The organism is Pararhizobium polonicum (genome assembly GCF_001687365.1).
Lineage (GTDB): Bacteria > Pseudomonadota > Alphaproteobacteria > Rhizobiales > Rhizobiaceae > Pararhizobium > Pararhizobium polonicum.
This window is the reverse complement of sequence record NZ_LGLV01000008.1, coordinates 213,804-233,475: the sequence shown is the minus strand read 5'-3', so window position 1 is coordinate 233,475 and position 19,672 is coordinate 213,804. Positions and strand designations below refer to the sequence as shown.

Genomic DNA, 19,672 nt, shown 5'->3' with positions numbered 1-19,672 from the left:
CGGGCGGCTTTCGCCGTCCGCTCCCCGGCGCGCGTTTGGGAGTTGCGCGCTAAAACGCCTGTCCTCAAACCGCGGGAAACGGTTCGTCGTCAGACAAGCGTTGAGCGTGGCGAAGAGATCATCCCCAGCACTTCTTGAGCCCCTCTTCGGAGGTCATGGATGGCAGGCCATCCACCGGCTGGTCGGTGATCAACTCGACGCCGGTATTGAAGAAATCGAGACCGGGGGTCACCTCCGGCTTCTTGCCGGTTTCGGCGAAGGCCTTGATCGCTTCAACGCCCATGGAGGCCATCAGCAGCGGGAACTGCATCGAGGTCGCGCCGATCACGCCCTCCTTGATATTGGCGACGCCCGGGCAGCCGCCATCGACGGAGACGACGGTCACCTTGCCCTGACGGCCTGCGGCCTTGATCGCCTCATAGGCGCCGGCAGCCGTCGGCTCGTTGATGGTGTAGACAAGGTTGATCTCCGGATCGATCTGCAGGAGGCTTTCCATGCCCGTGCGGCCGCCCTCTTCATTGGCATTGGTCACGGCATTGCCGATAATGCGCGGGTCATCTTCGTCGCCGATATCCGTCGGGTTCTTGATGTCGATGCCGAAGCCCTTCAGGAAACCCTGATTGCGCATGTAATCGACAGTGATTTCCTGCGCATTTAGGTTGAGAAGGGCGATCTTCGCATTCTGGGCCTCGGCACCCAGCTTGCCGGCAGCCCATTTGCCGACCAGTTCGCCGGCCTTGAAATTGTCCGTCGCGAAAGTAGCGTCCGCGGCATTGGCAGGGTCGAGCGGCGTATCGAGCATGATCGTCAGCAGCCCGGCCTCGCGGGCCTTCGTGATGATCGGCACCAGGGCGCTGGAATCGTTCGGCGTCAGCAGAATACCCTTCGCGCCGCTGCCGATGCAGGATTCGATGGCGGCGATCTGCGTGTCTGCGTCACCGTCCTGCTTGCCGGCAAAGGTCATGAGGTTGACGCCAAGCTCCTTGGCCTTCGCCGAGGCGCCCTCCTTCATCTTGACGAAGAACGGATTGACCTCGGTCTTGGTGATCAGGCATGCCGTGATGGCGTCCGCCGCATGCGTGGGCGCCGCCATGGTGACGGCAGAAAGCACTGCGCCAGAAATCGCGCTGACAAAAACTGTTTTCATTCTCTCCTCCAGACCAGGCCGAACCTGGCAGTGTTGATACGGAACCCCTCCCCGGCGCTCCTTCGACGTCCACCTCAGCCTTGGCTGCATGGCGCCGGTACAATGCAAACACCAAACCTCAAGCCTGTCAATATATAATGCGGTATGATTTATTTATTAAGCATCGACGGCGCTCAACTTCGCTCGCGAATTCACCGAATCCGAGGAGAGTATCCACATCCATCCAAAACGCCCTGAAATCCTTTCGGATATCGTCAATTTTGGGTCATCTCGGTCATTTCTTCGGAACTTTTATCTATGCCGGCTTACCGGCGCCAACGGAAGCCATTTCTAATATAAATCATATAATTAACCCGGTATGATTTATTTATTGACGGACGCAACCCCTTGCTGCATAGTTTTTCCGTAATCAGGGATGATGTCTGCCGATGACTTGGAGCTTCTCATATCAACAGCTACGATGGACGTGCGGCACCGCCGCGCCATTCGTTGAGGGGAAATGCCTTGCTGAGCAGTGAAAAAATCCAGGGGGATTCCCCGCAGCTGTCGGATACCAGCCGCGGCACCAATCAGACAGGCGTCAAGCTTTACAACGAGCGGCTGGTCCTGTCGCTCGTGCGGACCCACGGGGCCCTTTCGAAGGGCGAGATCGCCCGCATGACGGGGCTGTCGGCGCAGGCAAGCTCCGTGATCATGAAACAGCTCGAGGGCGATGGCCTCCTGATCAAGGGAGAACCCCAGCGCGGCAAGGTTGGCCAGCCCTCCGTGCCCATGTCGCTCAACCCCGAAGGAGCCTTCTCGATCGGCTTCAAGGTGGGTCGCCGTTCCGCCGATGTCGTGCTGATGGATATGGTCGGCAAGGCGCGGCAGTTGATCCGCACGTCCTATGCCTATCCGACCCCCAGCCTCCTGAAAGCGTTCCTCGAAGCCGGCGTCAACCAGATCATCGACAACATGACGCGGCTTCAATACGGCCGCATCCGCGGGATCGGCATCGCTGCGCCGTCGGAAATGTGGAGCTGGGAAGAGGAATTCGGTGCGCCGCACGATGTGGTCGAGGCGTGGCGGCTGTTCGATCTCAAGGCCGAGGTCGAACAGATGTTCTCCTGGCCCGTCCATTTCTACAATGACGCCACGGCCGCCTGCGCGGCGGAGCTCGCCTTCGGCGAAGGCCGCAAGTATCAGGATTTTCTCTACGTCTTCTTCGCCACCCTAATCGGCGGCGGCGTCGTGCTCGACGGCAGCCTCTACCCGGGACGACGGGGCTATGCCGGCTCCATCGGCTCGACGCCCGTGCCGTCGCTGGAACCGGGCCAGCCGCCGAAACGGCTGATCCAGTGCGCCTCCATCTTCTTGCTTGAACGGATGATCCGCGACAGCGGCGGCGAACCGGACGCGATATGGCACAACAACACCGACTGGTCGCATCTCGGCCCGGTCTTGGACCGGTGGATCGAACAGACCACCGATAGCCTTGCCCTGGCAATCGGCGCTGCGATTTCCGTCATCGATTTTCACAACGTCGTCATCGACGGCGGGTTCCCTGCGGACGTGCGTGCAAAAATCGTGCGGCAGACGCGCGAGAAGGTCGCCCGCATGGAAATGCAGGGCGTGGCGCCCGTCGAGATCGTCGAAGGCAGGATCGGCAGCGATGCGCGCGTTCTCGGCGCCGCCAGCCTGCCGTTGCTCGCCGACTATGCGCGAGACCGCGATATTCTCTTCAGCTGAAGCGGGAGAGGGAAAATGACCATTGCAATGACCGGCCCTGCCCAAGGGCCGGCGGGAGGAAAGGCCGACATGCTGATTGGAATTGATTGGGGTGGCACCAAGATTGAAGGCGTCGCCATGGAGCGGGATGGGCGGGAGTTGCTTCGCCTGCGCGAGGAAACACCGCGCCACGACTATTTCGGCTGCATCCGCGTCATCAAGGCGATGATCGCAGGATTGGAAAGCCAGACGGGCAGAACTGGAACGCTCGGCATCGGCATTCCCGGCTCACTCGAGCCGGTCAGCCGTCTCGGCAAGGGTGCGAGTTCGACCTGGCTGCTCGGCCGCCCGGTGGAAAAGGATCTGCATGATGCGATCCAGCGGGATATCAGGGTCGAAAATGACGCCGATTGTTTCGCCGCCTCCGAGGCGGTCGACGGCGCCGGGGCCGGCCACAATGTCGTCTTCGCGGTCATTCTAGGATCCGGCGCCGGGGCCGGGATCGCGGTCGGCGGCAAGGCCCATCATGGCCCCAACAACAGCGGTGGCGAATGGGGCCACAATCCCCTGCCCTTCCCGAACGTGACGGAAATTCCCGGCAAGGCCTGCTATTGCGGCCGGCATGGCTGCATGGAAACCTGGGTCTCCGGCCGTGCTTTCGAGGCGGAATATGCAAGCCATACCCATGAGGAGCTGAAGGCACGCGAGATCATCGACAGGAAGCGCAACGGCGACCGCCTGTCCGGCCTGCTCTGGGAGCGCTACATCGATCGTGTCGCGCGGGGCCTGGCAACCGTCGTCAATTCGCTGGATCCCGATATTCTGGTGATGGGCGGCGGCATGTCGAATGTCGACGAACTCTATGACGACCTGCCGCGCGAACTGGCAAAACGCACCTTCTCCACTGTTTTCCACACGCCGATCCGCAAGGCGGTTCACGGCGATTCCAGCGGTGTCCGTGGCGCTGCCTGGCTCTGGAAATAACGCGGCCCTTCCGCCCGAAACCCAATCCGAAAGACATATGATGACCGATACATCTTCGCTGAAAGCCCGCTACGACTTCGCCACTGCCCTCATTCGCGATGCCGGCGATCTGGCGCACGGCTACTTCAAGAATCGCGACAGCCTGACGATCAAGAGCAAGGGCCTTCAGGACATGGCGAGCGAAGCCGACCTGAACACGGAGATACTGATCCGCGACCGGCTGGCAATAAGCTTTCCGCAGGACGCATTCCTGGGCGAGGAAACGGGCCTGTCCGCCTTCGCGCCCGAACAGGGCATCTGGGTCGTCGATCCGATCGACGGCACGCAGCCGTTCGTTTCGGGCATGTCCAGCTGGTGCGTCTCGATCGCCTTCGTCCAGAACAATGTGCTGAGGTTCGGCATGGTCTATGCGCCGGAACGCGGCGAGCTTTTTGCCGGCGGCGAAGATTTTCCGGCAACGCTGAACGGCAAGCCGGTATCGCGCCATCCCGGCAAAACCATCAAGGACGGCATCGTCGGCGTCGGCTATTCGCCGCGTGTGACGCCGGATGAATTCCTGCCGATATTCGAGCGTTTCCTGAAAAACGGCGGCATGTTCTACCGCGACGGGTCCGGCGCCCTGACGCTATGCTACGTCGCATGCGGCCGGCTGCTCGGCTATATCGAGCCTCACATCAACTCCTGGGATTGCCTCGGCGCCATCGCCGTCATCCGCGCCGCCGGGCTGAAGACCAACGATTTCCTCGCCAATGACGGCCTGAACAAGGGCAATCGGGTGCTGGCGGGCAATGAGACGGTCTATGCCGAGCTGGAAAAGATCTACGACAACTGAGCGGCAATGCCGCTCCCTCTCCACCAAAGCCACCACGCTCAAAACCAGCGCGCATGATCCGTCGAACACGGTGTGACCTTCACGTTTCGCCGGAAGCCAGCCAATCTTGAAGAAGGAAATACCGTGAGCGATCCACAACCGACCGTTCTGCAACGCACATTCTCGGCCTTTCTCTTCGACATGGACGGGACGCTTCTGGATTCGACCGCCGTCGTCGAACGCATATGGGGTGACTGGGCGACCCGCCATGGTTTCGACCCGGCAACCTTCATCCGTACCATTCATGGGGTCCGGGCGATCGATGTCATCACCCCGCTTGGCCTGGACAATGTCGATCCCCAGCTGGAAGCGCTGCAGCTTCAGGCTCTGGAAATGGAGGATATCGACGGCATCGTGCCGATTGCCGGCGTCGTCGATTTCCTGAACGGCCTGCCTCGCGAAAAATGGGCGATCGTGACGTCGGCGCCGCTTGAACTTGCCAAAAGGCGCATGGCGGCGGCAGGCATTCCAATGCCCGGCATTATCGTCAGCGGCGAGGACGTGACCTATGGCAAGCCCGATCCGGCCTGCTACCGTCTGGGGGCCGAGCGTCTCGGCGTCGATCCGGCCGATTGCCTCGTTTTCGAGGATGCGCCGGCCGGCATCCGCTCCGGCGAAACGGCCGGCGCGGAGATTGTCGTGATCAGCGCCACCCACCGGCATCCGATGAAAACGATGCATCTGACACTCGAAAACTATCGCCAGGCGGGCTTCCATTCCGATGCCGATGGTTCGTTACGCCTGACCATCCCCGTTCGATAATTTGCGGTTCAGCGCCGCCGTCCCGCTATTTCCTGTTTAGCTGGGCCTTCAGCGCCAGAATGAATGCGGCTGCTGCCGGCGACAGCACGGTCCGCTTCAGGTGAATCAGTGAGATTTCCCGCTCCACCCGAAGATCGGCGATCGGGAGAAAACGGATGTTTTCGTTCGCCATGACCCCGGCGGCAAGCTGGGGAAGCAGGGCGACGCCGACGTTCTGGGCGACAAGCATCAGCTGCGAGATGGTGCTGTGGCATTCGATCGGACCGCGGCGGAGCATGTCCGGCAGTTCCTCACACGCACCCAGTATCCGGGCGATCCCCGTTCCGCCCTGAAGGCTGATGACGTCTTGCGGTGCGATATCTGAAAGCAGGAGCGGCCCGTCCTTGCCGGCAAGCGCATGGCTGGCGTGGCAGACGAGTCCGAAGGGGTCCCTGGCAATCGGCGTCTGCACGAGGTCCGGGGACGACAATCCCCGTGCGACGATGCCGAAATCCACGGTGTGATCCTGCACCAGTTCGGCAACGCGGTCGGCGACGTCGTCGTGGATGACGAGATCGATGCCCGGATGCTCCCTTCGAAACAGCCGGACCGTTTGCGCCAGGATCCCGAGAACGACCGACGGGGCCGCCCCGATAGCGACACGGCCCCGCTTGAGCCCGCCCGCCTCCTTCAAGCCGTTCAGCGACTGATCGAACATCGACACGATCGTGCGCGCCGACGAAAGGAAGTCCCGCCCGGCATCGGTCACCGCCACCGGCCGGCTCTTGCGATCGAACAGCGCAACACCCGCCAGCTCCTCGATCTGACGGATCGTTTCCGTCAGCGCCGAAGGGACGACCCCCAACCGCTCGGCGGCCCGGACGAAAGACCGCTCATCGCCGACAGCCAAAGCCGCCCTGAGATGGCGGATTCCTATGTTCGAATTTATCGAAATTATATTCATAACATTCTAATTCTACGAACAATGACGGCATGGTTCAATGGCCAATCGAAGGAGAGGCACATGACGATTCACAGCCGGAATATCCCCCGCGAGCCGACAGATCCGCAGCCTATCGCAGCGGCCTTGAAGGCTGGCGGGTTTCGCGGCGAGGTGACGTGGGACGCGGCCTCGCGCGCCGCCATGTCGACGGACAACAGCATCTACGAGATCAGGCCCGATATCATTGCCGCGCCGCACGACGCCGATGATGTCGAGACCCTGCTCGCCGTATTGTCCCGGCCGGAATTTGCACATATCCCCATCACCGCGCGCGGCGGCGGCACCGGCACCAACGGACAGGCTCTCAACACCGGCTTGATCGTCGATTTCCGTCGCCACATGAACCGCCTCATCGCCGTCAACGCGGCGGAGGGCTGGGCGGATGTCGAGCCCGGAATCGTCCTTGACGATCTCAACGCCCGTCTTGCCCCGGCCGGTCTGTTCTTTGCGCCGACAACCTCCACGTCCAATCGCTGTACCATCGGCGGCATGGTCGCCACCGATGCATCGGGCAAGGGATCGCGGATCTACGGCAAGACCAGCGACAATGTGCTCGGCCTCGATCTGATGCTCGACGGCGGCAGGCATCTGAGCACCTCGGCCCCTCTGCCCGTGTGGTCGCCACCGCTCATCGACACGCTGACGGCGGCCTGCGATGCCGGCCGCGCACCTCTGCTCTCGCGCGTGCCCGCCCTGTCGCGGCGGTTCACCGGATACGACCTCGAACGGGCGCGGCCGGATAAAGAGACGCTGGACTGGTGGCGGCTGCCCATCGGCGCGGAAGGCACGCTTGGCCTCGTCACGCGCATTCGCGTGCGCCTTGTCGCCCGTCCGAAATTCCGGCGGCTCGTCGTTTTCGCCTTTTCCAGCTTTACCGAAGCGCTCGGCGCCGGCACGGCACTTCTTGCTTTCGAGCCGCTGGCGATCGAGGTGATGGACGAATGGGTGCAGGGGCTGGCGCGCAAGGCGGGCTTGCTCAACGACTTGCCGCAGGCTCTGGCAGGCGATGGCGTGACCCCGCTCGCCTTCAATTTTGTCGAGCTGTCGGGCAGCGACGAGGATAAACTTGAGGAAAGCGTGGCGGCACTGAGAGCCGGGATGGAGGGGCCAGCAAAGCCGAAGGGGCTCGTCGGCATTCATGTCGCCCTCGATGATGCGGAGGTGGCGCGGCTGTGGGCGGTGCGCGCGGCAAGCGTCGGGCTGCTGGGCAAAACCAGCGGCACGCGAAGGCCGATTGCCTTCGTCGAAGATTGCGTCGTTCCGGTGGAAAATCTTGCCGCCTTCGTCAGCGATTTTACCGCAGTCCTCACCGCGCACGGTCTCAGCTTCGGCATGTATGGCCATGTGGATGTCGGCTGCCTGCATATCCGCCCGGCACTCGACATGGATTCAGCGCCCGACCGCGCGCTGATGAAGACGCTGTCGGATCAGGTCTATGCGCTCACCCGGCGGCATGACGGCATTTTCTGGGGCGAGCACGGCAAGGGCATTCGCGGCGCCTATCTCCAGGATTTCGTCGGCGCGGAGGCCTATGGCGCCTTCCAGCGGATCAAGACGGCGCTTGATCCGCACGGCCGCTTCAACCCCGGCAAGCTCGTCAGCACCGACACGCCGATCCACCACATTGCCACCACGCCTTTTCGCCCCGTCAATACCGCCCCGTCCGATCCGCTCGCACAGGCCTTCCGCTGCAACGGCAATGCCCAGTGCCTGAGCTACCAGGCGACCGTTCCGATGTGTCCATCCTACAAGGCGACGCTCGATCCGCGCCATTCGCCGAAAGGCCGCGCCGATGCGCTCCGCGACTGGCACCGCACGCTGGATGCGCAACCCGACATGCGCGCGCAAATGGACGCCGATACATTTGCGGCACTCGATCTCTGTCTCGGCTGCAAGGCCTGCGCCACCGCCTGCCCCGTGCAGGTCGATATCCCCGAGATGAAATCGCATTTTCTCGAAGCCTATTATACCGATCGCCGCCGGCCGCTTGCAGATCGCGCCGCGCTGATGATGGAGCGGTTCGCGCCGCTCATCGCACGGCTGCGCAGCGTTGCGCGTCCGGTCGGTAATCTTCTGCTGCCGCTGGCGAAGCGCCTTCTCGGATTCCGGGATCTGCCGCGTCTTGCGGCGGATGGCCCCGAACGCGCCGGCTACCCCGTCCTGCCGGCTGGCAGGATCGCCCGGATGATCTGGCCCGAAACGACCGTCTGCCTTGTCCAGGATCCGTTCACGGCGGTGTTCGATACGCAGGCGGTCATTGCTGTCGCCAACGGACTTGCCGCATTGGGCTATCGCCCGGTCATTGCCTCGGCGATGGCGGGCGGCAAGGCCGCGCATGTGCTTGGAGATCGCAAAGGGTTCCGGCAGCAGGCGGAAAGACTGAAAATGCAGCTCGACCGTATCGCCGCCAACGGCGTGCCGATGGTCGGCATCGATCCCGCCTTCGTCATGATGCTGCGACAGGAATACCGCAAATCCGGCCTCGAGCTGGCCGCTCCGGTGCTCCTGCCGCAGGAATTTCTGGCATCCCGCCTTGACGCCGGCGACATCTGGCCGACAGCGCGAGGTGCTGTGCGTGAAAAACTCTTTCTCCACTGCACGGAAGCAACGCAGCCGCAGATGGCGGCGCAGTGGCGGCGCGTCTTCGAGCGCATCGGACTGCCCGTCGAGGTCGTCGCCACCGGCTGTTGCGGCATGGCCGGGCTTTTCGGCCATCTCGAACGCCACCAGACTGTCAGCCGCGACCTCTTCGCCCTGTCCTGGAAAGCGCAGACGGATGGCGAGCAGAGGGTTGCGGCCACCGGTTTCTCCTGCCGCTGCCAGACGAAGCGGTTTTCGCAGGCATCCGCGATCCATCCCATGGCACGGATCGCGGATGCCTTTGCGGCCGGCTAGCCTTGCGGATATCCGTGCGGCACGCGGCAACCACCTGCCTTATGCCGCCCGGCGGGCATACCTGCCGGATGTGTTTGCCGACCCGTGATCCGCCGATGCCAGCGTGAACTGAGAGATAAGCTCCCTGAGTTGACTGGATTCCTGCGCCAGGGTTGCGCCGGCCGCGTTCATCTCTTCAACCATCGCTGCGTTCTGCTGGGTGACCTGATCCATCTGGTTGACGGCCGTATTGACCTCCGCCAGCCCGACGGACTGCTCTCTGGCTGACAATGCAATCGCGTCCATATGCTGATTGATGGTCACGACGTAGTCGCCGATCACCTTCAACGCGCCACCGGTATCGCGAACGAGTTTCACCCCGTTTTCGACCTCGACGCTCGAGTTGCGGATCAGCTCCTTGATCTCCTTGGCGGCCTTTGCCGAACGCTGGGCAAGTTCGCGGACCTCCTGCGCGACGACGGCAAAACCCTTGCCTGCCTCACCGGCGCGGGCAGCCTCCACCCCGGCATTCAAGGCCAGGAGGTTTGTCTGGAAGGCGATTTCATCGATGACCGAGATGATGTTGGCGATCTGGCTCGACGATTGCTCGATGCGTTCCATGGCATTGACGGCACTTGCAACGACCGAGCCGGACTGCACAGCACTCGTATTCGCCTGAACGGCGATCAACCGGGCCTCTTCAGCGCGCTGCGAGGAATTGGACACGTTCGCCGTAATCTGGTCGAGGGCTGCCGCCGTCTCTTCCAGCGAGGCCGCCTGATGCTCGGTACGCTTCGACAGGTCGTCCGAACTCTGGCTGATTTCGCGTGATCCGCTGTCAATCGATGCGGCCGCAGTGGTGACCGATTGAAGGGTTTGCGCCAGCTGCACAATCGACGCGTTGAAATTCTGGCGCAACGCCTCGAAATCCACGGCGAAAGCATCCCGAAGCTGGAAGGAAAGGTCGCCGGCCGCAAGGTGCGCCAGACCGTCCGCCAGTCCGGCCGTTGCCAGCTCCATTTCCTCACCCTTGATGCGGGCAGATTCAGCATTGCGGCGGCGTTCGCTCTCGGTCAGGGAGCGTTCGCTCGCCGCTTCCGCTTCAAGCTGGATATTTGCCAGCGCATTTGCCTTGAAGATTGCCACGGCCGCCGCCATGGCACCGATTTCGTCCGCTCTGCCTTCGAAAGGAATTGTGGTTGTTGTGTCGCCGGTCGCCAGCGCCTTCATCGATGCCGTAATCGCCTCGATCGGCCTGGCTATTCCGGACAGCGCAAAATAGATGCCACCGGCGATGACGGAAAGACCAGCTGCGACGGCAAGCATGGTGATTGTCATCGTCGTCTGGAAGACCTGCTTGCTCAGCTCGTAAGACCGCTGCGATCCCTCGCTTTTGCTTTTGACGATCTTGTCGATCACGCTGGTCAGTTCGGCGGCGGCGGGGCGAACCCGCGTCTGCTGATCGATCTTCGCCTCCTCTATCTTCCCCGCGCGCGATAGCGCCAGCATGGGTTCTGCCAGTTGTTGCAGGGCTGCAAACCTCGTCCGGATGTCCTTCGCCAGGGCCTGTTCTTCCGCATCATTGCTTGCGGCTTCGTTTAATTTCAATTCGTCCAGGAATTGCCTGGCATCGGCGTCCAACGCCTGCTCAACGGTTTTCCGGCTGGCATCGTCCAGAGCCATCACGTGGTTGAGGTAGTTGCGCCGCATGGACGACAGTGCCAGATTCATGTCCTTGGCGCCGGACACCCCGGGCAGCCAATCCATCGCCATCTCTGCGACATTCCTGTTCAAGGTATTCATGCTTTGGATGGCAAAACCGGCAAAGGATAGGAACACGATACCGATGAGCATCAACACGGCGGTCAATGCTGTCTTGATTTTAGGGCGCGACACGATAGCCTCCTGGAAGTGACTGTAAAACGCCCCAGCCGGTGACTTCATGTCAGCGTCGTCAGCAGAAAAACTCCGATAACCATCTCGGGTCTCTTGTCGGAGAACTGAGCGCCAACATATTTAAGAAATATATAATTCAATACGGAAGTGCCTGAAAATCAATAATAAAACTATCTGCGGTTGCCCTGCGTCAGGCAAGCAAGTCATCTCAATTGTATTTTCCAGTCCTGGGCGGTTTGGAACAAAATCGCCATCTTTCTCAGATTGCATGGATGAGAAAATAAACCTGCCCATGACAACACGCTGCTCGACGCGGGCCGCAGCCTGCGTTAGTCGCCTTGCCATTCGCCTCCGGTTGTGGAAATACCGGGACCATCCAACAGACATCACCTCGTCAGCCAGCGCACCCGTCGCGCGGAGTGGCAGAAACAGGAGTATCATGTTCGCGAGCATCTTCGGTCGATCGCTTATCGCCGCAACAATCCTGTTCGCCGCAATGGCACCTATGCACCCGGCACAAGCTGCCGCCCTCACGGTCGTGCCGCCCGGCAACCGTTCCAAGGAACAGCCCGAGATTCCGCGTGCATCCGCCCTTCGCTCGAAAGCCACCAACACGACTTACGACGAAAAATACGAAACCATCGTTTCGTTGCTGCGCAAAGACAAGAAGCTGCTCGGGAAGATCGAACAGGCGGCCACCGCCTATGACATCGCCCCGATACATATCATCGGCGCGCTCGTCGGAGAGCATACCTACAACATCACGGTGGTTGACTCTCTCCAGACCTACTACGTCAAAGCGCTTGCCTATGCCGACCTGGCGTTTTCATTCCGCTACAAGAATGTTCCGGTTCAAACCTTCGTCAAGCGGCCTGAATTTGCCTCCTGTGCATCGCAGGACGGCAGCGCCCTGATCTGGAGTTGCCGCGACGCGATATGGGATGAGCAATTCCGTGGCAAGACCGTGGAAGGAACCACGTATGAAAACATTACGTTTCAGCGCGCCTTCTTCCAGCCGTTCTATGCGGGGCAGACATTCGGCCTTGGCCAGATAAGTCCGCTCACAGCCCTTCAGGTCACCGATCTGGTCAGCAAGACGAGCGGCTTGCCGACGCTGTCGCCCGACCGGCCGCAGGCGATCTATCGCGACGTCATCGACCCGGATCGAAGCCTTCTCTACATCGCGGCAATCATCAGGGATTCGATCGATGCCTACAAAGCGGAGGGGTTTGATATTTCCGGCAACCCGGGCATCACCGCAACCCTTTACAATGTCGGCCAGCCGAGAAAACGGGCGCATGATCTGGCGCTTGCCGTGGCCAACCGGACCGGCCGCACCCTGCCCGTCGAGAATTACTACGGCTGGCTGATCAATGATCGATTGAGCGAACTGAACGCGCTGCTTTACGGCAATGGCGGTGAGTAATCCCGGGATTGAGATCGGAAAGCCCCCCTGCCGCCCAATCGTGGCCGGGTGAATGCATGAGCATGGAAAATATCGTTCAGTCGACCATCGAGTTCGTCCGCCAGCATGAGGCCTGGGCCGTGCCCGTTGTCTTCGTCCTCGCATTTGGGGAATCCCTGGCATTCATCTCGCTGCTATTGCCTGCGACCGTGATCCTGGTTGGCGTCGGTTTCCTGATCGGCGAAAGCGGCATTGCATTCTGGCCGCTTTGGCTTGCCGCAACCGCCGGCGCGATCCTCGGAGATTGGCTGTCGTACAGCATCGGCTTCCGGCTGAAGGAACGCGTCGGCCATTACTGGCCGCTGTCGCGTCAGCCCACCCTGATCCCGCGCGGGCGCCTGTTTTTCGAACGATGGGGCATCGCCGGCGTTTTCTTCGGGCGGTTTTTCGGGCCATTGCGCGCGGCCGTGCCGCTGGTCGCCGGCATTTGCGAGATGCCTCTCCTGACATTCCAGATCGCCAATGTCGCCTCAGCGGCCATCTGGGCGATCGGCGTGCTTGCACCGGGAGCCTTTGGCCTCAAGCAACTGATGGAATGGATGTGACCCTGACCTGAAGACAGGGGCCGAAATGGTCCAATCGTCAGTTATCTTCAGATACGGCCCCGATCAAACGCCCTGAGGTTACCGCCACAACCCATCGATTTTCAATCAGCCCACCGTTTTTCGCAATAAATCTTTGCAAACTGCCCGCATCCGGCCACGATTTGGCAGCAAGCATGCCGCAATTCCGGCGTTAAAGATCGCTCCCGTAGATCAGCCGGATGGGACATACGATGAAAATGGATAGGCATCTGACGCAGTTGCTCGACACCCGGCTTGGGATCGGGCGAAAGCTGGGTATCGGGTTCGGTGTGTGCGCCGCCGTCATCGGCCTGGCTTACGCCGCCGCTCACATAAATCCGCAAGAGGCAGCAGGCGTCGAAGACCGCGTTGCGGCTGACGCGGGCAAACGCGAAGACAAGCCGACGAAGCTTCAGACGGCCGTCGATGCGAGCCCCATCGTTCAGGTCGCGCTGCTGTCGAAGCCAAATCTCCCCGTCACAGCCATCCCTTCGGCAAAACCCGTTTCTTCGCCAAAGCGCGCGATATCCCATGCCGATGCCAAAACGGCAGATAGCAGGGCAGCGATGCCGTCAGGCGTTCTGCGGTTTGACCATTGTGTGCCGCGGTGCGAAACGCAGGATCCGCTGATCGTCGGCTATCCCGCTCCAGGCCCCGACCGGGCGGATATACGGTCCGCAGCCATCGATGAGGAGGATACGGGTTTCAATCTGCATCCTCTGCAGGAGGCGCGCTACATCCTCGGACGCACCGCGGAAGCGCCGCGTGCCGCTCTCCGCAAAGGCCGGCAGATAATCGACAACATCGTCGGCCCCGACTGAAAACATCGACTGCCCCAAGCGGCAGGCGCCGCAACGCGATGACATTCCAATCGTCCGATGTTCCGCCCTGGGTCCTCCCCCTCCATCGAGACGATATTGCAGGCCGATATGACTGAATCCATCCACAGACGCATGGTGTTGCACTTTCCCGGTTTTGAGCGAATGGACGCGCAGGCGCACCACAGGCGTTTCGAAAGGGCGATTCATCAAACATCCAAAATATGGGATTTTGTGGCAGATATCGGATCCGCGCGCCAAGAAGGCCCCGCGTCGAGTTTCACGGTCCTTTCCGAAGGGGCAAACTGGCAGACGCTCAACAGCATCTACATCTTCGATCATAATGTCCTGGTCGAAAAATTCGCCGGCCGGCCGGTCATCCGGCGGATCATGTCCGGCTATCATAGCGCTGTGCGCATTGTGCTGCAGGGCGGCCTGGCTGGATATTTCAGGCACGCCTGGCGGTTCGGCCTGTTCTTTCTCTTTCCGTTCCTGCTCATGGGCATTGCGCTCGCCACAGGCCTGACCTTGGCCACGTTGCCCTGGTGGCTAAGCCTGCATCCCTGGCATTATCTCTGGAGCCTGCCGCTGGCATGGGCATCCTTCCAGTTCGTGTTTCGCCCTTTCTCCGAGAGGTTTCACACGCTCCATCTCTTTTCCGATTGGGAGCTGGCGGTTGCGGCCGGAAGCCTGGACGATCCTTTCCTTGCCCGCTGGCTGGAGGATTGCGCCGACACCGCCTTGAAGGCTCTGGACGAAGAGGCGGACGAATATGTCATCAGTTCCCACAGCATGGGGTCAACTCTTGCAACGCATGTGCTCGGCATGGTGCTGGAAAAGAACCCCCAGGCCCTGGCCGGCCGGCGCATCGTCTTCGTGACCCTCGGGGGTGCCATCCTGCAGTGCGCCCTGCTGAAACCTGCCACCCGATTGCGCCAGCGCGTCGGCGCGATCGCGCGTGCGCCGGAAGTGTCGTGGCTGGAGGTGCAGTGCCTGACGGATGCCATCCATTTCTACAAATCCCGCGTCGTCGCGGTGTCCGGATATCCCGATGCACCCCAGGCCGAACTGTTGTTCATCCGGGTCAAGCATCTTCTCTCGCCGGAGCATTACCGGAAGATCAGGCGCGACCTTCTCAGGGTTCACCGCCAATATGTGCTTCCCGCCGACCTGCGGTCTCCTTTCGATTTTACGTTTCAGACCACCGGCCCGTTTCCAGCCAATCAAGTGTCGGATTTTTCCAAACGCGACGTTGGTGGATTGGCGGCACGACCGCTGGCCGTGTCACACGGGGAATAGTTCAAGCATCGTCACGCGGCGTTCATCCGAAGAAATCAGGCGCTGGCGGCTGCCAAGGCTTTCAAACCCCACTTTCATGAAGGCCCGCAAGGGCTTCGAAAGCGTCGCCGTAGGCCGCATGGATCCGTTCGTCCTCGGACCACTCAAGGCCCATCCGTGTGTAGAACTGCTGGGCGGAAACGTTTTTGGCATCGACCGACAGACGCAGATAGGTTCCCCCGCCCATGCGGACATGCGCTGCCGTGTGGCGCAGGAGTGCTACGCCGACGCCGGTGCCGCGAAATCGCTCCTCGACGGCGATATCCTGAATATAGGCGCCCTTCTGCCCCCGCCAGGTCGAAAAGCTCGGGAAGAACAGGCACATGCCGGCAAAATCTCCGCCGATCCGTGCGATCAGCACGCTGAAGGCCGGCTGCGTGCCAAAACCGTGCCGGCGAATGTCCTGCGGCGTGGAGGTAACTTTGCCCTCGCTGCCGAGATGCCGCGCGATGGTCAGCAGGCCGGCATGGATAAGATCCGCATCCTCGGACGTCGCGAGGCCAATGGTCATGGGGCTACCGGCAACATCCGCCATCAGAAGACCGCCCGCATGGCCGACGACCGGCGCAGGTGCCCGGTGGAGAACGGACCGGGTACGGCCCGGTTGATGGCTTGGATGTTCATGCTGCTCTGCTCTGGGATCAGTTATCGCTTGAGATAGCGGTTGAGGACATGGGCGGCGACTCGCTCGATCATCTTACCCCGGCGCAGCAAGCCTGCCACCCATTCGCAGGTTCCAGCATGGAAATTTCGCCCTTGCCGCGCTGGAAATGTCCTCTCGCCGCTGTTCGGCGCTCAGCCCGACGTCCGGGAAAATCTGGCTTTTATCCGTCACCTCGTGCCTCGCTGCGGCCCCGCCGGCGTCGATCAAATCGGATCGGACCTTCCCCGGCAAATCCATTAGATGAAGGATCGGCATTCAGCAAATGAATGCGGTGCCCCGCGCTCATGCCCGGAAAAGCGCGCTTGACGTCAGCGCCGCGATTTGCATTATTGCTCAGATGTCAGACCAATTTTGACCTTAGCCGGGAAGCGGACGATGAAGCATACGGATGCAAGAGCGGCCCTCATGCCCCTGCCCCCGGCGGACCGGGCCCAGCAGGTGACGGCTGCCTTGGCCGACTATATCCAGCGTTCCAATCTCGTGCCCGGCGACCGGCTTCCGGCCGAACGCGAGCTGATGGCGGCGCTTGCCGTCGGCCGCTCGACCATCCGCGAAGTCATCCGCCATTTTCAGGCGCTGGGCGTCGTCGAGGCGCGCAAGGGCAGCGGCACCTATCTGCTGCGGGCGATTTCGGGCACGACCATCCACATGCCGCTGTCGCTGGAAACCACCCATCTGCGCGACGTGCTTTTGAAGACGCTGGAGGTTCGCCGCGGCATCGAGGCCGAGGCCGGCATGGTGGCGGCACGGATGCGGACGGCGCAAGATCTGACGGTGATCGAGGAAAAACTTGATGAAATGGAGCGGGTGCACCTCTCCAAGGGCACATCCGGCCCGGAAGACCTCGCCTTCCACCTCGCCATCTATGACGCCACCCACAATCCGCTGTTCAAGCAGCTTCTCGAGCAGATGCGCGAAGCCTTCGAACGCTTCTGGGACAAGCCCTTCGACCGGCCGGATTTCGCGCGCCGGTCCTTCCCGTTCCACCGCACCCTTTTCAACGCCATTGCCGCGCAAGACCCCGAAGCGGCCCGTACCGAAACACTGAAAATCCTCGCTATCGTCGAGGAAGACATCAAGGAAATGTCCAAATGAGCAACGGGTTCGATCCGTTCGAAGATGCCTCCCTCATCGTCGCCCACGACATGAGCAATGCCTATGACGCCGTCGTGCCGCCGATCGTGCAGACGTCGCTGTTCACCTTCACCGACTATGACGACATGATCGCCTCCTATCGCGGCGAAAAGATCCGGCCGATCTATACGCGCGGCCTCAATCCGACCGTGCGCATGTTCGAGGAGATGCTGGCGAAACTCGAGGGCACCGAAGACGCGATCGGCTTTGCCAGCGGCATGTCGGCCATCTCCTCAACCGTTCTGTCCTTCGTCCAGCCGGGCGACCACATCGTCGCCGTCAAGCATCTCTACCCGGATGCCTTCCGCCTGTTCGGCACGTTCTTCAAGCGCATGAATATCGAAGTGACCTATGTCGATGGCCGCGATGAAGAAGAGGTCGCAAAAGCCCTGCCCGGTGCGAAACTCCTCTATCTGGAAAGCCCGACAAGCTGGGTCATGGAAACCCATGATGTCGCAGCGCTGGCAGCGCTTGCCAAAAGCCACGGCGTCCTCACCACCATCGACAACAGCTGGGCGAGCCCGATCTTCCAGCAGCCGATCGCGCTCGGCGTCGATCTGGTCATCCACTCGGCCTCGAAATATCTCGGTGGCCACAGCGACGTCGTCGCAGGCGTCGTTGCCGGCTCCAGGGAACTGATCGGCCGCATTCGTGGCGAGGCCTATCCCTATCTCGGCGGCAAGCTGTCGCCCTTCGATGCCTGGCTTTTGATCCGTGGCATGCGCACGCTGCCGATCCGCATGAAAGCACACGAGCAATCGACTGTGGTCATCGCCAAGCGGCTGCAGGCGCACGCGGCGGTCGAGACCGTCTGCTATCCCGGCCTTGCCAATCAGCTGGCGCCGGGCCTTACGGGCACGTCCGGCCTGTTCTCGTTCATCTTCAAGGAAGGCATCGACGTCCGCACCTTCTCGGATCACCTCACGCTGTTCAAGCTGGGCGTGAGCTGGGGCGGGCACGAAAGCCTGATCGTGCCGGGCGACGTCGTCCTTGCGCAAAAAGCACAACCCAATTCCGCGGTCGCCTTCGGCATCAGTCCGCGGTCAGTAAGGCTCCATGTCGGCCTGGAGGGAACGGAGGCCCTCTGGAGCGATATCGAAGCGGCAATCGCTGCCGCTTCAGCAGGCTGACACGACAGCAAGCAATCACCTGAACAAAAAAAGGGGAAGTAAAATGAGGAAACTGATAACCGCGGCGATCTTCGCCTCTCTGATGGCAGGCTCTGCGCTTGCCGATACCAAGCTGAAGCTGGTGGAAGTGATCACCAGCCCGGAACGCACCGAAACCCTGAAATCGATCGTCGCCAAGTTCGAAGCGGCCAACCCCGGAACGACGGTCGAGATCATCTCGCTGCCCTGGGGCGAAGCCTTCCAGAAGTTCGCCACCATGGTCTCGGCCGGTGAAATTCCCGACGTTATGGAAATGCCCGACACCTGGCTGTCGCTCTATGCCAATAACGGCATGCTCGAAAGCCTCGAGCCCTACCTCAAGACCTGGGACCAGACGGCCGGCCTGACCGATCGCGCGCTGGAACTTGGCCGCGATGTCAAGGACACGGCCTATATGCTGCCCTACGGCTTCTATCTGCGCGCCATGTTCTACAACAAGAAGATCTTCGCGGAAGCCGGTGTCGAAGGCCCGCCGAAGACGATGGACGATTTCGTTGCCGCAGCCGAAAAGATCAAGAAGCTGCCGGGCAAATATGCCTACTGCATGCGCGGCGGTCCGGGCGGCCTCAACGGCTGGATGATGTTCGGCGCCACCATGGCGGGCGACAACACCTATTTCAACGCCGATGGCACGTCGAAGTTCTCGGAAGAAGGCTGGGTCAAGGGATTCACCTGGCTGACCGACCTCTACAAGAAGGGCTATGCACCGAAGGACAGCGTCAACTGGGGCTTCAACGAGATCGTTGCCGGCTTCTACACCGGAACCTGCGCCATGCTCGACCAGGATCCGGACGCGCTGATCGCCATCGCAGAGCGCATGGATGCCGCCGATTACGGCATCACCACCATGCCGAAGGGCCCGTCCGGCAAGACCTTCCCGACCATCGGTTATGCCGGCTGGTCGATGATGTCGGCCAGCGCCAACAAGGATCTGTCCTGGAAGCTGATCGCAACGCTTGAGGGCCCGGAAGGCAATATCGAGTGGAACAAGAAGATCGGCGCGCTTCCTGCCCTGAAGGCGGCCGAGAAGGACCCGTTCTACGCCAGCGAACAGTTCAAGGGCTGGTTCGAGGAACTGGCCGACAAGGACGCCATCCCGACCGTGATGCCGACCTATCTGGAAGAATTCGCCTTCTTCAAGGATTCGATGGCGATCAAGACCAGCCAGGAAGCCATGCTCGGCGATATCACGCCGGAAGAGATGGCCAAGCAATGGGCTGACTACATGACCAAGGCTCAGCAGAAGTTCCTCGCGAGCAAATAAGTCGGACCTACGTTTGGAAAGACCCTCCCCACAC

The 19,672-nt window shown here is 61.3% G+C and carries 17 protein-coding genes; 12 read left to right on the top strand and 5 right to left on the bottom strand.

Translation table 11 applies throughout. The annotated features are described in order from the left end of the window. Positions 1–118: 118 nt before the first annotated feature. Positions 119–1,147, bottom strand: a complete 1,029-nt coding sequence (locus ADU59_RS14020; protein ID WP_068954739.1) for a sugar ABC transporter substrate-binding protein — start codon at positions 1,145–1,147, stop codon at positions 119–121. 504 nt (positions 1,148–1,651) lie between these two features. Between ADU59_RS14020 and ADU59_RS14015 the strand changes: the two genes are divergently transcribed. The 4 genes from ADU59_RS14015 to ADU59_RS14000 all read left to right on the top strand — a co-directional run bounded on the left by ADU59_RS14015 (position 1,652) and on the right by ADU59_RS14000 (position 5,471). Continuing rightward, a complete protein-coding gene (locus ADU59_RS14015; RefSeq protein ID WP_068954738.1) occupies positions 1,652–2,875 on the top strand; it encodes an ROK family transcriptional regulator in 1,224 nt (407 codons plus the stop codon). A 69-nt stretch (positions 2,876–2,944) separates the two neighbouring features. Then, positions 2,945–3,838, top strand: coding sequence for an ROK family protein (locus tag ADU59_RS14010; RefSeq protein ID WP_068954909.1), 894 nt, complete (start codon positions 2,945–2,947; stop codon positions 3,836–3,838). A gap of 40 nt (positions 3,839–3,878) precedes the next feature. Then, a complete protein-coding gene (locus ADU59_RS14005; RefSeq protein WP_068954908.1) occupies positions 3,879–4,670 on the top strand; it encodes an inositol monophosphatase family protein in 792 nt (263 codons plus the stop codon). A gap of 123 nt (positions 4,671–4,793) precedes the next feature. Further along, a complete protein-coding gene (locus ADU59_RS14000; RefSeq protein ID WP_274534648.1) occupies positions 4,794–5,471 on the top strand; it encodes an HAD family hydrolase in 678 nt (225 codons plus the stop codon). Positions 5,472–5,496: 25 nt separating this feature from the next. Here ADU59_RS14000 and ADU59_RS13995 read toward each other — a convergent pair whose 3' ends face one another. Then, entirely contained in the window at positions 5,497–6,414 is a 918-nt protein-coding gene (locus tag ADU59_RS13995; RefSeq protein ID WP_068954737.1) for a LysR family transcriptional regulator, read from the bottom strand. Positions 6,415–6,474: 60 nt separating this feature from the next. On the opposite strand from ADU59_RS13995, the gene ADU59_RS13990 reads away from it, so the two are divergent. Further along, positions 6,475–9,348, top strand: coding sequence for an FAD-binding and (Fe-S)-binding domain-containing protein (locus tag ADU59_RS13990; RefSeq protein ID WP_068954736.1), 2,874 nt, complete (start codon positions 6,475–6,477; stop codon positions 9,346–9,348). Between the two features lie 39 nt (positions 9,349–9,387). On the opposite strand, the gene ADU59_RS13985 is transcribed toward ADU59_RS13990, so the two are convergent. Then, positions 9,388–11,223: a methyl-accepting chemotaxis protein gene (locus ADU59_RS13985; RefSeq protein WP_068954735.1), complete on the bottom strand. Its 1,836-nt coding sequence runs from the start codon at positions 11,221–11,223 to the stop codon at positions 9,388–9,390. Positions 11,224–11,662: 439 nt separating this feature from the next. Between ADU59_RS13985 and ADU59_RS13975 the strand changes: the two genes are divergently transcribed. Together ADU59_RS13975 and ADU59_RS13970 are read left to right on the top strand one after the other, a co-directional pair. Continuing rightward, positions 11,663–12,649, top strand: a complete 987-nt coding sequence (locus ADU59_RS13975; protein ID WP_068954733.1) for a DUF1402 family protein — start codon at positions 11,663–11,665, stop codon at positions 12,647–12,649. 62 nt (positions 12,650–12,711) lie between these two features. Then, positions 12,712–13,233, top strand: coding sequence for a DedA family protein (locus tag ADU59_RS13970; RefSeq protein ID WP_425332020.1), 522 nt, complete (start codon positions 12,712–12,714; stop codon positions 13,231–13,233). A gap of 37 nt (positions 13,234–13,270) precedes the next feature. Here ADU59_RS13970 and ADU59_RS30640 read toward each other — a convergent pair whose 3' ends face one another. Further along, on the bottom strand, positions 13,271–13,408 hold the full coding sequence (locus ADU59_RS30640; protein WP_158515725.1) for a hypothetical protein: 138 nt from the start codon (positions 13,406–13,408) through the stop codon (positions 13,271–13,273). 55 nt (positions 13,409–13,463) lie between these two features. Between ADU59_RS30640 and ADU59_RS13965 the strand changes: the two genes are divergently transcribed. Together ADU59_RS13965 and ADU59_RS13960 are read left to right on the top strand one after the other, a co-directional pair. Further along, positions 13,464–14,072, top strand: coding sequence for a hypothetical protein (locus ADU59_RS13965; protein ID WP_068954731.1), 609 nt, complete (start codon positions 13,464–13,466; stop codon positions 14,070–14,072). A 108-nt stretch (positions 14,073–14,180) separates the two neighbouring features. Then, positions 14,181–15,368 carry a hypothetical protein gene (locus tag ADU59_RS13960; RefSeq protein ID WP_068954906.1) on the top strand — a complete coding sequence of 396 codons (1,188 nt, stop codon included), beginning with the start codon at positions 14,181–14,183 and terminating at the stop codon, positions 15,366–15,368. Between the two features lie 61 nt (positions 15,369–15,429). On the opposite strand, the gene ADU59_RS13955 is transcribed toward ADU59_RS13960, so the two are convergent. After that, positions 15,430–15,918: a GNAT family N-acetyltransferase gene (locus tag ADU59_RS13955; protein WP_099050826.1), complete on the bottom strand. Its 489-nt coding sequence runs from the start codon at positions 15,916–15,918 to the stop codon at positions 15,430–15,432. Positions 15,919–16,446: 528 nt separating this feature from the next. On the opposite strand from ADU59_RS13955, the gene ADU59_RS13945 reads away from it, so the two are divergent. The 3 genes from ADU59_RS13945 to ADU59_RS13935 are packed head-to-tail and all read left to right on the top strand — an operon-like array spanning position 16,447 to position 19,638. Then, positions 16,447–17,166, top strand: coding sequence for a FadR/GntR family transcriptional regulator (locus ADU59_RS13945; RefSeq protein ID WP_068954728.1), 720 nt, complete (start codon positions 16,447–16,449; stop codon positions 17,164–17,166). After that, positions 17,163–18,335 carry a PLP-dependent transferase gene (locus ADU59_RS13940; protein ID WP_068954727.1) on the top strand — a complete coding sequence of 391 codons (1,173 nt, stop codon included), beginning with the start codon at positions 17,163–17,165 and terminating at the stop codon, positions 18,333–18,335. The genes ADU59_RS13945 and ADU59_RS13940 overlap by 4 nt, the downstream gene beginning before the upstream one ends. Positions 18,336–18,378: 43 nt before the next feature. Beyond that, complete coding sequence (locus tag ADU59_RS13935) at positions 18,379–19,638, top strand: ABC transporter substrate-binding protein (RefSeq protein WP_068954726.1); 1,260 nt, start codon at positions 18,379–18,381, stop codon at positions 19,636–19,638. Positions 19,639–19,672 lie beyond the last annotated feature (34 nt).

Bases quoted from the DNA above. Each gene is read 5' to 3' on its own strand.
- ADU59_RS13975 (WP_068954733.1), top strand. From the start codon at position 11,663: ATGTTCGCGAGCATCTTCGGTCGATCGCTTATCGCCGCAACAATCCTG.
- ADU59_RS13940 (WP_068954727.1), top strand. From the start codon at position 17,163: ATGAGCAACGGGTTCGATCCGTTCGAAGATGCCTCCCTCATCGTCGCC.
- ADU59_RS13955 (WP_099050826.1), bottom strand. From the start codon at position 15,918: ATGACCATTGGCCTCGCGACGTCCGAGGATGCGGATCTTATCCATGCC.
- ADU59_RS13935 (WP_068954726.1), top strand. From the start codon at position 18,379: ATGAGGAAACTGATAACCGCGGCGATCTTCGCCTCTCTGATGGCAGGC.
- ADU59_RS13990 (WP_068954736.1), top strand. From the start codon at position 6,475: ATGACGATTCACAGCCGGAATATCCCCCGCGAGCCGACAGATCCGCAG.
- ADU59_RS14020 (WP_068954739.1), bottom strand. From the start codon at position 1,147: ATGAAAACAGTTTTTGTCAGCGCGATTTCTGGCGCAGTGCTTTCTGCC.
- ADU59_RS13965 (WP_068954731.1), top strand. From the start codon at position 13,464: ATGAAAATGGATAGGCATCTGACGCAGTTGCTCGACACCCGGCTTGGG.
- ADU59_RS30640 (WP_158515725.1), bottom strand. From the start codon at position 13,408: ATGCTTGCTGCCAAATCGTGGCCGGATGCGGGCAGTTTGCAAAGATTT.
- ADU59_RS13960 (WP_068954906.1), top strand. From the start codon at position 14,181: ATGACTGAATCCATCCACAGACGCATGGTGTTGCACTTTCCCGGTTTT.
- ADU59_RS13945 (WP_068954728.1), top strand. From the start codon at position 16,447: ATGAAGCATACGGATGCAAGAGCGGCCCTCATGCCCCTGCCCCCGGCG.
- ADU59_RS13995 (WP_068954737.1), bottom strand. From the start codon at position 6,414: ATGAATATAATTTCGATAAATTCGAACATAGGAATCCGCCATCTCAGG.
- ADU59_RS13970 (WP_425332020.1), top strand. From the start codon at position 12,712: ATGGAAAATATCGTTCAGTCGACCATCGAGTTCGTCCGCCAGCATGAG.
- ADU59_RS14005 (WP_068954908.1), top strand. From the start codon at position 3,879: ATGACCGATACATCTTCGCTGAAAGCCCGCTACGACTTCGCCACTGCC.
- ADU59_RS14010 (WP_068954909.1), top strand. From the start codon at position 2,945: ATGCTGATTGGAATTGATTGGGGTGGCACCAAGATTGAAGGCGTCGCC.